Genomic DNA, 12714 nt, shown 5'->3' on the forward strand with positions numbered 1-12714 from the left:
TCCGTCCACTGTCGCCGTGGAATGTCCTGAACAACTGGAATGTCATCCAAGCACCGCGCGGGCTGCGGGGGGTGGCGGCGCGCGCGAGTGGCTGCTGCTCGGAGTGCCCCGCGTACGGGCGGGGAAACCGACGGCGGTATGCCTCAGGTTCATCAGTGGTGCACGGCTGTCCCGGCTTGCGCACCGGCGGGCTTCGATGCCCCCACAGCGGGTAATCAGCTTCGCTTGGAGCCAAGTTGACACCGGGAGGACGCGATGGCACATCCGGCGTTGCGCGCACTGGCCGCCAGGTCCGGTCTCCGCCGGGCACCGGCGGCGCCTGAGCGGGAACGGCGGCCGCTGCCGCTTCCACTGCGGCTGCTGGCCATGGCACTGGCCTTCGTGGCGATGGTGGCGTTCGCCGCCGCGCTGGCCCGGCTGACGCTGGAGCCGTCGCCCGCGTCCCGGGCGCTGGTCCACAGCAATCTGCATCCGGGGCGGTCCCTGCGCGCCTATCTGGAGCATTCCGGGGCGCGCGACGCCGTGCGGCAGATCGGCGGGAACCTACTGCTAGGTGTTCCGTTCGGGATCCTGCTGCCGGTACTGGCGCCCGGGGCGCGGGGCATCCTGCGCGTGGGCTTTGTCACCGCGTGCGTGATGCTGCTGGTCGAACTCGTGCAGGGCGCGGTCGTCACGGGGCGGGCCTTCGACATCGACGACGTCATCCTCAACACCGCGGGCGCGCTGCTCGGCCATCTGCTGGTGGGCCGCCGGCTGGGGCGGGCCGTGCATGCCCGCAAGCCGCGCACGTCGCGCAAGGCCTGAGGCGGCGGCCTCGCGCCGAGTCGCCGTACCAGGTCGTCGTACGGGCTAGTGCGGCGTCCAGCGGAACTTGCCGCCGCCCACCCAGCGGACCATGTCCGGGTCGTCGCAGTCGTGGACCAGGACGCCCGCCTCCGCGGCCAGCGCCAGCACGTCGGTGAGCGAGTGCGCCGCGCCGACCACTTCGCCGTCGACCTCCACGATCCGGAACGGCGGGTCGCCCGGCTGGACCCCGAGCACCACGATCCGCGGACGGGAGATGTGGGGACTCGCGATTTCGGTCATGCAATCGAGGGTAGAGCGGTCCGGGCGCCGAGGCGGCCGGACGCGCCCGTCGTGCGGGCCGCACCCGGCTGGGCAACGCTTGAGGAGGGAGGTGCCGATGGACCCCGTCACAGCGCTGGACCGGATCGCGTTCCTGCTGGAGCGGGCCCAGGCCCCCACCTATCGCGTACGAGCCTTCCGCACCGCGTCCGCCGTGGTGGCCGCTCTGCCCGGGGACGAGGTCGCCGAGCGCGCGGCCGCCGGGACGCTGGAGTCGCTCAAGGGCATCGGTCCCACCACCGCCCAGGTGGTGCGGGAGGCGGTGGCCGGGCAGGTCCCCGGCTACCTGGAGAAGCTGGAGCGGGAGGGCGGGAGCGCGCCGAAGCGGGGCGGCGAGCGGCTGCGGGCGCTGTTGCGCGGCGACTGCCATCTGCACTCGGACTGGTCGGACGGCGGCAGCCCGATCGAGGAGATGGGCCGCACGGCGGCGCGGCTCGGACACGAGTGGGCGGCGCTCACCGACCACTCCCCCAGGCTGACCGTCGCCCGAGGGCTGTCCCCCGAGCGGCTGCGCGAGCAGCTGGACGTGGTCGCCGCGCTGAACGAGCAGTGGGCGCCCTTCCGGCTGCTGACCGGCATCGAGTGCGACATCCTCGAGGACGGCTCACTGGACCAGGACCCGGAGCTGCTGGACCGGCTCGATGTCGTGGTCGTGTCGGTGCACTCCAAGCTGCGCATGGACGCCCGCTCGATGACCCGCCGCATAATCGCGGCCGTCCGCAATCCGCTGGCCGACGTGCTCGGCCACTGCACCGGACGGCTGATCACCGGGCGAGGGCGCCCGGAGTCGGAGTTCGACGCGGACGCGGTGTTCGCCGCGTGCGCCGAGTCCGGTACGGCCGTGGAGATCAACAGCCGGCCCGAGCGGCTGGATCCGCCGCGGCGACTGCTGCGCCGGGCGGTCGAGGCGGGGGTGCTGTTCGCGATCGACACCGACGCCCACGCGCCCGGGCAACTGGACTGGCAGATCAACGGCTGCGCCCGGGCCGAGGAGTGCCAGGTGCCCGCGGACCGTGTGGTCACGACCTGGAACGCCGAGGAGCTGCTGGCCTGGACCCGTGAGCGGCGGGTTCCCGCGCGTGTGGCCGGCGCGGTGCGTGGTACCCGGCCCGGTACGTGAGGGAGGAGAGGACGGCACATGGGACGGGCGGCCGTGTTCGACGTGGACGGAACCCTCGTCGACACGAATCATCTGCATGTCACGACATGGTGGGAGGCGTTCCGGCAGGCGGGTCACCAGGTGCCGATGCACGCCATCCACCGGGCGGTGGGGCTCGGCTCCGAGGACCTGATCGCCCATCTGCTGGGCGGGCGGGACCGGGACGAGGTCGACACGCTGGTGGCCGCGCACACGACCCTGTACGGCACGTACTTCGACCGCCTCCCGCCACTCAAGGACGCCGGACGGCTGCTGCGCCGGCTCGACCACGACGGCTGGAACGTCGTGCTCGCCACCTCGGCGAGCGGGCACGAGCTGTCGGCGCTGAGGCGGGCGATCGGGGCGGACGACGCGATCGCGGCGACGGCGAGCGCGGACGACGTGAAGGCGGGCAAGCCCGCGCCGGACCCCGTGGAGCACGCCTTGGAGCTGGCCGGGGTGCCGCCCGAGCAGGCGGTGTTCGTGGGCGACACGGTGTGGGACATGCGGGCGGGGACACGGGCCGGAGTGACGTGCGTCGGCCTGTTGTCCGGGGGCATTCCGAGCGCGGATCTCCAGGAGGCCGGGGCGCGCGCGATCTACCGGGATCCGGCGCACCTGCTGGCGATGCTGGCGGACAGTCCGCTGGCTCCGGACACGTAGACGTGCGGGACCGCACGCGTCGCACAGTGATGCAGATCACCTCGGGAGGCTGGATTTTTCGGAACACCGACCGGTAGTTTCCCGTTGAACCATCCGTGGGAGCGCACGGGACAGTGTCCCCGGGCCTCACCTTCCGCCCACAGGGACGATCGTTCGGCTGAAGCCCTGTGGAGCCTTTCGCCGAGAGGCGACCGCCGTGCGCGCCCACCACAGACTGCCCCGACCGGCATTCCCCCGTCCGGTCGGGGCTTTTCCTTGCCCGCACACGCCCGGTTTCCCGCACGGCCTGGCGCCCGCCGCCCGGGCCGCACGCCGCACGCCGTACATGCCGGTGTCCCGGGACGGCACCGGCTTGACTTCGAGCGCACTCCAATTCGTAGCGTCCTCCCATGAGCACTGCACAGCACAGGATCGGGTCGGGTTTCGACGCCAAGAGCACCGCCGACGACGTACTTCGAGGAATCGACCTCAGCGGCAGGCTCGCGGTGGTGACGGGCGGCTACTCCGGGCTCGGCCTGGAGACGACGCGGGCGCTCGTCAAGGCGGGCGCCCGGGTGGTGGTCCCGGCGCGGCGCCGCGACGTGGCCCAGGAGGCCCTGGCGGGGCTCGGCCGGGTGGAGGTGGACGAGCTCGACCTCGGTGACCTTCAGAGCGTGCGCGGGTTCGCCGAGCGGTTCCTCGCGTCGGGACGCTCCATCGACATCATGATCAACAACGCCGGGATCATGGCCACCCCGGAGACACGGGTGGGACCCGGCTGGGAGGCGCAGTTCGCCACGAACCACCTCGGCCACTACGCGCTCGTCAACCGGTTGTGGCCGGCGATCGCACCGGGCGGGGCGCGAGTGGTGTCCGTGTCGTCGACCGGCCACCACAGGTCCGGGATTCGCTGGGACGATCCGCACTTCAAGCAGGGGTACGACAAGTGGGAGGCGTACGGCCAGGCGAAGACCGCGAACGTCCTGTTCGCCGTGCATCTGGACCGGCTGGGCCGGCAGTACGGGGTCCGCGCCTTCTCGCTGCACCCCGGCGGGATCCTCACCCCGCTGCAGCGTCACCTCGCCAAGGAGGAGATGGTCGAGCGCGGCTGGATCGACGAGACGGGCGCCCTGGTGGACCCGGACGCCTTCAAGACACCCGAGCAGGGTGCGGCCACCCAGGTCTGGGCGGCGACCTCGCCCCGCCTGGACGGCATGGGCGGACTGTACTGCGAGGACTGCGACATCGCCGAGCCCGCACCGGCGGACGGCGGCCGCAGCGGGGTGAAGGACTGGGCGATCGATCCGGAGGAGGCGGCGCGCCTGTGGGAGTTGTCCGCGGACCTGACGGGCGTCGACGCGTTCGCGTCCGGCTCCTGAGAGTGGGCGGCTCGGCCGCTCGGTGTCCGCGGACGTGACCGCGCCGCCGGCCCGTGGAGCCTCTCGCTCCGGGGCCGGCGGCGCAGCCGGTACGTCGGGGACGAGGCGGTCAGTCCGGGGACTCGTCCGGTACGGGGCCCTCGGGGTGGGCGGAACCCGCGTGCGGGGCGCCCCGCCTGCCGGTGCCCGCCTCGTCCGTGTCGGGGACGTCCGGGGCATCGGTGCCGCCCTCAGCGGGGCGGGCGTCCCACCGGTCCTCGCCCTCGTGGGCCTGCTGGTCCGGCATGTCCCGCGGAACGCGCTCCACGGTCTCGCCGGGACCCTCATGTCGGTGCTCGGTCACGGCGATCACTCCATTCCTCTCGTTGCCGGCACGGCGGGCCCCGCACGGGGCAGGGCCCTTCCGGGCGAGGCGCGAGTACCGCGGGGCGGGTCCACGAAACCGGCGATGCCGGGTTGACCAGGGAAACCGGCAGGTGGCTGAGGGGCGAGAGCGGCCGTGACCGACGGGCACCCTCGGGGCGGGCCCACGGCAGCCCAGCGGTGGCCGCCCTTCGATGCCGTCACCCGGCCGCGTACACGTCCTCGACATAGCGCCCCGACGCGATCAGCTCGTCCAGCCACCGTCCGGAGTCCCCGTCCGGCACCCGCTCGGCGTGCAGCGCCCGGAACGCCTCACGGACGCCCGGAGCCATACGGGAGCCGTCCCCGCACACGTACACGCGCGCCCCGGCATCGAGGAGCCGCCACACCTCGTCGGCCTCGGCGGCGATGCGGTGCTGCACGAAGGACACCCCGTCGACGGGCGCCGCGCTGAACGCGGGGCGCAGCGAGACCGCACCGGCGGCCTCTGCGGCCCGCAACTCCTCGGCGTGCAGGAAGTCCGCGTCCGGTGCGTCGCAGCCGAAGTAGCAGACGGCCGGGGCGAGCCGGGCGCCCTCGGCCAGCGCCCGCACCCGGTCCGCGATCGCGCCGCGGAACGGGGCGAGACCGGTACCGGCCGCGACCATGACGACCGGACCCGAGTGGTCGACCCGGAAGGCCTCACGGCAGGGCTGAATGCGTGCCAGGACGGTGTCGCCCGGCTCGACCGTGGCGAGGTGCCCTGAGCCGACGCCGCGATAGGTCCCGTTCCCGGAACGGGCCGGGGCCTTGAGGAGCGAGACCATGAGGTCGATGTGGCCGGGGTCGGCCGCGGGTGAGGAGGACACCGAGTAGTGCCGCGGGCGCAGCGGCGTGAGCAGGTCGAGCAGCGTCGGCCAGTCGAGGGCACCGCGCAGGGCCGGGTACGCCTCGATGACCTCGACGAGTGTGCGCGGGTCGTCGCTGAGGGCCGCCAGCGCGGCACGTTCGGGAGGGCACGGGTTGGCGGTGGCGAGCGCGGCCAGCTGGTCGGCTTTCGGGCGCTCCAGCAATTCCACGTGGTGAGTGAGGAGCTGACGCACCGTCAACGGCCGGTCCACGGCCAGGCCGTCCCGGCGTGGGCGGGCCGCTCGGACGTCCAGGACCGTGTCCAGGTCCACGCCGAGCGCGGCGGCGGCCCGCTCGACGAGCGCCTTGTCGTTGACGGGCAGCACGGCCACGTGATCGCCGGTGCGGTAGGTCGTGCCGCCGGGCAGTGCGAGGCGCACGAACCGCTTGAGCCGGGGGTGGCCGGGCGCGGTCAGGTCGTAGGCCTCGGTGACCGTCATCGGAACCAGGTCGTGCCGCGCGGCGAGCGCGTGCAAGGGGCCGCCGGTGAGGGTCCGGACCTCGTAGGCCCGGGCCGGCTCCGTGGAGCCGGTGGCGTCCGGGTCGCCGTACCGGTCCAGGAGGGCGGTGCGCAGCCGCGCTGTGAAGGCGCGGACGGTGCCGCCGAGGTCGCCCGAGGCGTCGGCCGCCGCGCGGGCCAGCAGCCGGGTGCCGCCGAGTTCGGCCAGGCGTTCGTCGATGCGGGTCGGGACGTGCTGGTAGGTGGCGGCCCAGGTGCGGTCGCCGACGCCGAGGACGGCGTAGGTGACGTCCGTGGCGTCGGTCGCGTTCTCGGACAGCCAGGCGGCGAAGGCGGTGGCGTCGTCCGTGGGCTGCCCGTTGTAGGAGGCGGCGGTGATCACGACGGGGCGGTCGGCGGGTAGCCCGCCGACGTATGCGTCGAGCGGTGCGACCTCCGTCTCACAGCCGACGGCGGCGGCCTCGTCGGCGAGTTGGCCTGCGACGTCACGGCAGGTGCCGTAGTTGCTGCCGTGCAGGAACAACGCGCGGGTGCCGGGGCGTACGCGGGCGGGCAGGGTGGTGTCGTCGGGCGCGGACTCCGTACGGGGCCGGTGGGCGCCCGGCAGGGGCGGGTGCGTCCGGTCGGCGGCGGTGCGCGGCGACAGGGTGAGGGTGAAGCCCTCGGGCTTGAGGGTGAGGGTCTCCTTGACCGTGAGCCGGTAGTCGGCGTGGTCGTGCAGGCGGTAGCGGTGCACCAGCATCGCCAGCAGCATGGTCGCCTCGTGCAGCGCGAACTGGCGGCCGATGCAGGCGCGTTCACCGGTGCCGAACGGCTTGTAGGCGTGCGGTGGGCGGGCGGCCTCGGCCTCGGGTGTGAAGCGGGAGGGGTCGAACAGCTCGGTGTTGTCGCCCCACACCGGCTGCCGGTGCAGCATCGGAGTGAGGACGGTGACGGACTGCCCGGCGCGCAGCGGGATGCGGCCGCCGAGCAGGGTGTCCTCGCGGGCGTGCCGGCCGAAGGCGGCAGCGGTCGGCCACAGTCGCAGCGCCTCGTTGAGCACCTGGCGGGTGTAGGTGAGCCGTCCGATCTCGTCGTACGTCGGTTCCGGGTCGGCGGCGTCGCCCCACAGGGCGTCGACCTCCCGCTGGACGAGCTGGAGCACGGCCGGGTTCTTGGCGAGGTGGTACAGGGCGAACGACATCGCGCCGGACGTGGTCTCGTGGCCGGCGATCAGGAAGGTGATCACCTGGTTGCGGATGTTGGCGTCGTCCAGGGTGGTGCCGTCGGCCGGGTGCCTCGCCGTGAGCATGAGGCCGAGCAGGTCCTCCGCCTCGCCCTGCTGCCCGCCGCCCGCCCTGCGTGCGGTGATGACGTCGTCGACGACCTGCGCGAGGTGGGCGGCGTCCTCGCGGAAGGCCGCGTCCGCCGCCGTGTGGTCGTCACCGGGCAGCCGACCGAGCCGGGTCATGCTCCACTCCAGGCAGCGGACCATCGACTCGACGAACTGGTGCGGCTCGTCGCGCTCGAAGGAGCCGAAGTCGTAGCCGAAGCCGGCGAGCCCGATGGTGTCGAGGGTCATGCGCGTCATGTCGTCGGGAACGTTCACCGGCCGGCCGTCGCGGCCGGCCCGGTCCCAGGACTCGATCAACCGGCGCGCCACGCGCAGCATCACCGGGTGATAGGTGCGCATCGAGCCCAGGGCGAAGGCGGGCATCAGGATGTCGTGGGCCCTGGCCCAGTCGGGCTCGTCGTTGTACGCGGTGAACAGGCCGTTCCCGGCGAACTCGCGCACGTTCTCCAGTGCGGGGCCGACGGCCTTGGCGAAGCGCGCCTCGTCCGAGAGGTCGGTGACCAGGTCGAGGTCGGCCACGAACAGGACGTCGCGCCCGTGCAGCCGGCGCACCAGCACGGGGCCGTGCCGGCGCATCAGCTCCATGGCCTGCTGGATCGGAGTGCCGCCTGGGCCGATGTCGGAGATGTCGGCCACGGGGACGCCGTGCGGGGTGCCGAGGGTGGTCTGCGGGTGCGCGGTGGGGGACATGGCACGACAACTGCCTTTCGCGGTACGGAACTCCTGCCACCAGCTTGGTCGCCGGTCGCCGGGGGTCCGTGCCGTGCGACTACATGAATCCGCAGTGGAAAGAGCCGGCCGGGCCTTGCCAGGCCGGCCGTGGTGCGCAAGACGGCGTTGCCGGACACCACCTAGGGCCGACCGGTCGATCTCGGTCCTCTCATGCGGGTCGCGGGACCCGGCCCCTCGTGCGCGCGCCTAGGATCCGGGGCCGTGGCGAAGACATTTGAAGAAATCGTGGAGATGCAGCGTGCGGCGAGAGAGGCCCAGGTGCGGACCGCCGAACTGCGCGAGAAGTACGGCCCGCCCACCGCCACGCCGTGGACCAAGCAGCAGACCGACACGTACGAGACCGCGTGGCGCGCCTGGCGCGACCTCGACCGGGACCTTCAGGCCGAGCTCACCGAGTACGCGAAGTCCCACGGCCGGACGCGCGCCGATGTCGAGGCGGAGGTGCTGGCGCAGGCGGAGGAACCGCCTGGGAGCGCCTAGGGCAGGCCGCGGCGGCCCGGCCTGCTGTCAGGTGCGGGCGAGGTCGATCCGCCAGTCGTTGGATCTGGCCCACTGCCCCTTCGGGTACTCGAAGTCGACCTGTCCGAGCAGTTCGAAGCCGGCCTTGCGGCAGACCGCGTTGGAGGCGGGGTGGTCCGCCCTCGGGAACGCGTGCAGATACCGGTGGGTCCCGGTGGCTCGCGCCGCCTCGACGACCGCGCGGGCCGCCCGGGCGGCGAGGCCCTGTCCCTGGAACTCGGGCAGCACGCCCCACCCGGTCTCCCACACCGTCCCGTCACGCCACGACCGCTCCCAGAAGCCGATCGACCCCACCGTCTCGCCGGTCTCCGCCAGCGTGATCCGGTACATCCGGCCCGCTTCCACGGCGAGATAGCGCCGATGCCGCACGGCGAGTCGCTCCTCGGTCTCGGGGCCGCCCAAGTGCTCGGTCATCTCCGGGCTGTTGGTCCTGCGCAGCAGCCAGAGGTCGCCCTCGGCCCAGGGCTCGAGCCGCACCTGTCGCGTGTTCGTGGTGTCCATGGCGCTCACCCTAGGGCCGGGGTCTGACAACGGCCCCGCGCCTACCCGGGGTCACGCCTCTGACCTGGGCGTCTATCGTGGATCACAGAACGTGGTGAGGGGGCGTGATGGACTCGGAATCTCAGGCCGCGGTGGTGTGGCGGAACCGGGCGCTGACGCTCTTCGACCGGATCCCGATGCCGGTCGCGGTGTGCGACGTGCTCGGGGTGATCGTGCTGGCCAATCCGGCGATGGCCACCGAGTGGGGCGCGACACCGGGAGGTCTGCGCGGGCGGAACGTGCTGGACCGGTTCCGTCCGCAGGAGCCGACCCAGATCGAGCGCATCGCGCAGGCACTGCGGTTACGGCACCGTTCGCGCTATCCGGTGTCGGTGTGCTGGGACGCCGCCGACGGGGTGCGGCGCCACGGCGAGCTGACCGCCGACCCGGTCAGCGACTCGGCCGAGGCGATGCCCGCACTGCTGGTCCTGGTACGCGTGCTGGGCGAGTGCCCGGAACCGGACCGGCCGACCGCCGCCCCGCCCGCCGGCCTCGCCGAGGCCCGCATCCTGGCGCTGCTGGCCGGGGGCGCCACCACGGCCCGGGTGGCGCGCGAGACCGGGCTCACGGTTTACGGTGTCACCTACCATCTGCGGCGTCTGTCGCGGCGGTGGGGCGCGGCGAACCGTACGGAGCTGGTGGCGCGCGCCTACGCGCTGGGCGTGCTCGTGCCCGGGGTGTGGCCGCCGGAGGCGGCCGGCTGCTGAGCCGCGGGCCGTGCCGCACCGCCGTCCGCACCGGCCGGACGGGCCGTCCCGGCCCCCTCCGGCGCGCCGAAGCGCGCCAGGCAGTGCCACACCATCTTCAGGTCCTGCGCCAGGTACCGGCCCGCGCGCACCGCATCACCGATGATCCTCGGATCGAGGCACCCGTCCTCAGCGATCCGCTCCGCCAACTCGACGTACTGAGGGCCGCGGTAGTCCGCGTGCCGGCGCAGTTCCGCGACGGAGAGCCGGTAGCCGGGGTGCCACTCCACAGTGCACGGCAGCCGGCGCGCGGCGGCCTCGACGGGGGTGTCACGGTAGCTCGCGTCCAGGACCAGGGCCTCCACGTCCCGTTCCGGCAGGACCGGACCGTGCACATGGGCCTCGGTGTAGTCGTTGAGGGCGTCCTGGCGGTCGGCCTCGGCCAGCTCGACGAGGTGCATGCCCGCGGCCACCACCCCGAAGTGGCACGGCTCGGCCGCGCTGTCCGGGTAGCAGAACGTGGCCCGCTCCAGCGTGGCGGCGGTGAGCCGGAAGTGCGAGGAGCCGAAGCGGGGCGCCGCCCCGACCACCTGACGGCGGAAGTTCAGCGCGCCGTACACGGGCCGCTGGTACGCGGGCCCGGTGTCGTAGGCGCCGCCGAAGATCCGGCTCTCCCAGCGCCAGCGGTCACCGCCGGGGTGGGCGGTGAGCCCGTCGTTGCTGGTGCCGGTGACGAACTGCGAGCGGTACGCGCCGTCCGCGGCCAGCGCCCGCAGGATCGGCCGGCCGCCGCGCACGAGCCGGTCGGGATGGAAGTTGAGGGTCAGCCGCAGGTCCCGGGGTACCGGGGGACCCGAGGAGAGGGCCGCGACGTGTCGCAGCGCCCGTTCGGCCGCCGTACCGGCAGCGGATCCGGATCGCTCGTCTCCCCTGAAATCCATTGGCCACCCCCGAGGGAACCGGCTACTTTAGGCAGAAACCTAGGATCCCTAGGCTGCCAGGCTTCCGTACCCCCGCAAGGACTCCTCATGAGATCGCTCACCGAGCAGGACATCCGCAACTCCTTTATCAACTGCTCGAAGGGAGAGGCGAAACGCCTGGCGATACCCCGCGACCTCGGCGAACGCCCCTGGGACGACCTGGACTTCCTGGGCTGGCGGGATCCGGGGGCGCCCGATCGCAGCTATCTGGTCGTCGAACGCGCCGACCGGCTCGTCGGCGTCGCGCTGCGCTTCCCGTCCTCGCAGCGCGGCTTCCTGCACCGCAGCATGTGCTCGCTGTGCCTGACCACCCACCCGGGCAACGGCGTGTCCCTGATGACGGCCCGGAAGGCGGGCGCGGCCGGCCGCGAGGGCAACTCGGTCGGGGTGTACATGTGTACCGACCTCGCGTGCTCCCTGGACGTGCGCGGAAAGAAGGTGCCCGAGGCCGGGGGCCGTTTCCAGGAGAGCCTCACGGAGGAGGAGCAGATCGCCCGGATGAAGGCCAACCTCTCCGCCTTCCTGGACAAACTGGGCACCTGAGCGCGCACTGCGGTGGCCCCCGGGCGACGCCCGCGGCACCTGTTGTGTACGTTCGGAGCCTGGGTGCCAAGGGAAAGGCGTTGGGGATGCGAGATGTCCGTGATGCCTGGGCGCAGGCCGCCGCCCGGATCGCCAGGTGGCGGCAGGAGCCCGAGGTCGTCCAGGCAGTGCGTTCGACCGCGGCCGCGACCGTCGCGTATGTCGTCGCCCTGCGCCTGAGCCCTGAGCCGGCCCCCCTGACCGCGCCCCTGACCGCGCTCCTCGTCGTACAGGTGACGCTGTACGCGACGCTCACCACCGGTGTGCGGCGGGTGAACTCCGTGGTGGCCGGAGTCGTCATCGCGATCGCCTTCAGCATCCTGGTGGGCCTGACCTGGTGGAGCCTCGCCCTGATCATCCTGGCCTCGCTGGCCGTGGGGCATCTCGTACGGGTCAGAGAGTTCGTGCAGGAAGTGGCGATCAGCGGCATGCTGGTCCTCGGGGTGACCCAGGTCGGCAGCACCGCCTGGGCCAGGGTCGTGGAGACGCTCATCGGCGCGGCGGTCGGCCTCGCCACCAATCTGTTCATCGCTCCCCCGGTGTGGCTGGGGGCCGCCGAAGAGTCCATCGAGGGGCTCGCGCGCCGGATCCGCCAGCTGATGCTGCGCGTCGGGGAGGAGGCCGCGGGGCACACGCCGGTCGCGCAGGCGACCGCACGGCTGCACGAGGCGCGTCGGCTGGACCATGACATCGTCCTGGTGGACGCCGCGCTGCGGCAGGCCGAGGACAGTCTGAAGCTCAACCCGCGGGTCCGCGAAGGCCTGCTGCACCGGATCGTGCTGCGCACCGGACTCGACACGCTGGAGATCGTCACGGTGGTGCTGCGGGTGATCTCCCGCACCCTGGCCGACCTGGCGAAGGAGCGGGAACCCGAGCCGCTGTTCGAGGCGGAGATCGGGGCGACGCTGGAGCGGCTGCTGTCGGAGATCGGTGATGCGGTGGTCAGCTTCGCGGTGCTCGTCACCACCGATGTCAGCCGCAGCGCCGAGTCCGCGGAGGCCCGCCTCACCGAGGAGCTGGTGACGGCGGGCGCGACCCGCGACAAGCTGGCCCAGCTGCTGCTGGAGGAGGTGCAACGCGACAGCCGTCAGTGGCAGTTCCACGGCGCGGTGCTGACCGAGGTCAACCGCATCCTGGACGAGCTGGACATCGAGCACCGCACCCGGCGCCTGCTGGAGGAGCTGGACCGCGGCACGCGGGAGCAGCGCGAGCGCAACCCGCGTCTGGCCAGGCTGTGGGACCTGGTGCGCGAGCCCCGGTTCACCCGGATGCGTGATCTTCGTCAGCGCCGGAACCGCACGGGGCCGCCCCGGCGTTCCAGGTAGGACGGGCCACCGGACGGGGAGA

The 12714-nt window shown here is 72.9% G+C and carries 13 protein-coding genes; 8 read left to right on the forward strand and 5 right to left on the reverse strand.

Translation table 11 applies throughout. The features are described from left to right. Positions 1–255: 255 nt before the first annotated feature. Entirely contained in the window at positions 256–804 is a 549-nt protein-coding gene (locus tag SY2F82_RS34815; RefSeq protein WP_200423067.1) for a VanZ family protein, read from the forward strand. Positions 805–849: 45 nt separating this feature from the next. Here SY2F82_RS34815 and SY2F82_RS34820 read toward each other — a convergent pair whose 3' ends face one another. Continuing rightward, positions 850–1086: a hypothetical protein gene (locus SY2F82_RS34820; protein ID WP_200423068.1), complete on the reverse strand. Its 237-nt coding sequence runs from the start codon at positions 1084–1086 to the stop codon at positions 850–852. 97 nt (positions 1087–1183) lie between these two features. On the opposite strand from SY2F82_RS34820, the gene SY2F82_RS34825 reads away from it, so the two are divergent. The 3 genes from SY2F82_RS34825 (at position 1184) to SY2F82_RS34835 (ending at position 4284) form a co-directional block, all read left to right on the forward strand. Then, a complete protein-coding gene (locus tag SY2F82_RS34825; RefSeq protein WP_200423069.1) occupies positions 1184–2245 on the forward strand; it encodes a PHP domain-containing protein in 1062 nt (353 codons plus the stop codon). Positions 2246–2263: 18 nt separating this feature from the next. Continuing rightward, positions 2264–2926, forward strand: a complete 663-nt coding sequence (locus tag SY2F82_RS34830) for an HAD family hydrolase (RefSeq protein ID WP_200423070.1) — start codon at positions 2264–2266, stop codon at positions 2924–2926. A gap of 389 nt (positions 2927–3315) precedes the next feature. After that, the gene (locus tag SY2F82_RS34835) at positions 3316–4284 is read left to right on the forward strand and encodes an SDR family NAD(P)-dependent oxidoreductase (RefSeq protein WP_200423071.1); all 969 of its coding nucleotides are present in this window, start codon (positions 3316–3318) and stop codon (positions 4282–4284) included. A gap of 109 nt (positions 4285–4393) precedes the next feature. Here the strand turns inward: SY2F82_RS34835 and SY2F82_RS34840 are convergent, their stop codons facing one another. Beyond that, positions 4394–4627, reverse strand: a complete 234-nt coding sequence (locus tag SY2F82_RS34840) for a hypothetical protein (RefSeq protein ID WP_200423072.1) — start codon at positions 4625–4627, stop codon at positions 4394–4396. 220 nt (positions 4628–4847) lie between these two features. Further along, positions 4848–8018, reverse strand: coding sequence for a cytochrome P450 (locus SY2F82_RS34845; protein WP_200423073.1), 3171 nt, complete (start codon positions 8016–8018; stop codon positions 4848–4850). 243 nt (positions 8019–8261) lie between these two features. Here SY2F82_RS34845 and SY2F82_RS34850 point away from each other — a divergent pair, with 243 nt between their 5' ends. Next, positions 8262–8540 (forward strand): hypothetical protein, encoded by a 279-nt coding sequence (locus SY2F82_RS34850; protein WP_200423074.1) that lies wholly within the window; start codon positions 8262–8264, stop codon positions 8538–8540. 27 nt (positions 8541–8567) lie between these two features. Here SY2F82_RS34850 and SY2F82_RS34855 read toward each other — a convergent pair whose 3' ends face one another. Beyond that, positions 8568–9080: a GNAT family N-acetyltransferase gene (locus tag SY2F82_RS34855; RefSeq protein WP_200423075.1), complete on the reverse strand. Its 513-nt coding sequence runs from the start codon at positions 9078–9080 to the stop codon at positions 8568–8570. Between the two features lie 107 nt (positions 9081–9187). On the opposite strand from SY2F82_RS34855, the gene SY2F82_RS34860 reads away from it, so the two are divergent. Then, positions 9188–9826 (forward strand): PAS domain S-box protein, encoded by a 639-nt coding sequence (locus tag SY2F82_RS34860; RefSeq protein WP_200423076.1) that lies wholly within the window; start codon positions 9188–9190, stop codon positions 9824–9826. Here SY2F82_RS34860 and SY2F82_RS34865 read toward each other — a convergent pair. Further along, positions 9769–10746, reverse strand: a complete 978-nt coding sequence (locus SY2F82_RS34865) for a DUF3626 domain-containing protein (protein ID WP_200423077.1) — start codon at positions 10744–10746, stop codon at positions 9769–9771. The two genes, SY2F82_RS34860 and SY2F82_RS34865, sit on opposite strands and share 58 nt — an antisense overlap. Before the next feature lie 87 nt (positions 10747–10833). On the opposite strand from SY2F82_RS34865, the gene SY2F82_RS34870 reads away from it, so the two are divergent. Together SY2F82_RS34870 and SY2F82_RS34875 are read left to right on the forward strand one after the other, a co-directional pair. Beyond that, on the forward strand, positions 10834–11328 hold the full coding sequence (locus SY2F82_RS34870) for an FBP domain-containing protein (protein WP_200423078.1): 495 nt from the start codon (positions 10834–10836) through the stop codon (positions 11326–11328). An 86-nt stretch (positions 11329–11414) separates the two neighbouring features. Further along, complete coding sequence (locus SY2F82_RS34875; protein ID WP_200423079.1) at positions 11415–12692, forward strand: FUSC family protein; 1278 nt, start codon at positions 11415–11417, stop codon at positions 12690–12692. Positions 12693–12714 lie beyond the last annotated feature (22 nt).

Origin of the sequence: Streptomyces sp. Y2F8-2, from assembly GCF_014905555.1 — a bacterium.
In the GTDB taxonomy this organism is placed as follows: Bacteria; Actinomycetota; Actinomycetes; order Streptomycetales; family Streptomycetaceae; genus Streptomyces; species Streptomyces cynarae.

Coding starts and splice junctions, on each gene's coding strand:
- SY2F82_RS34835 (WP_200423071.1), top strand. CDS start 3,316: ATGAGCACTGCACAGCACAGGATCGGGTCGGGTTTCGACGCCAAGAGC.
- SY2F82_RS34865 (WP_200423077.1), bottom strand. CDS start 10,746: ATGGATTTCAGGGGAGACGAGCGATCCGGATCCGCTGCCGGTACGGCG.
- SY2F82_RS34875 (WP_200423079.1), top strand. CDS start 11,415: ATGCGAGATGTCCGTGATGCCTGGGCGCAGGCCGCCGCCCGGATCGCC.
- SY2F82_RS34845 (WP_200423073.1), bottom strand. CDS start 8,018: ATGTCCCCCACCGCGCACCCGCAGACCACCCTCGGCACCCCGCACGGC.
- SY2F82_RS34825 (WP_200423069.1), top strand. CDS start 1,184: ATGGACCCCGTCACAGCGCTGGACCGGATCGCGTTCCTGCTGGAGCGG.
- SY2F82_RS34830 (WP_200423070.1), top strand. CDS start 2,264: ATGGGACGGGCGGCCGTGTTCGACGTGGACGGAACCCTCGTCGACACG.
- SY2F82_RS34820 (WP_200423068.1), bottom strand. CDS start 1,086: ATGACCGAAATCGCGAGTCCCCACATCTCCCGTCCGCGGATCGTGGTG.
- SY2F82_RS34855 (WP_200423075.1), bottom strand. CDS start 9,080: ATGGACACCACGAACACGCGACAGGTGCGGCTCGAGCCCTGGGCCGAG.
- SY2F82_RS34870 (WP_200423078.1), top strand. CDS start 10,834: ATGAGATCGCTCACCGAGCAGGACATCCGCAACTCCTTTATCAACTGC.
- SY2F82_RS34860 (WP_200423076.1), top strand. CDS start 9,188: ATGGACTCGGAATCTCAGGCCGCGGTGGTGTGGCGGAACCGGGCGCTG.
- SY2F82_RS34815 (WP_200423067.1), top strand. CDS start 256: ATGGCACATCCGGCGTTGCGCGCACTGGCCGCCAGGTCCGGTCTCCGC.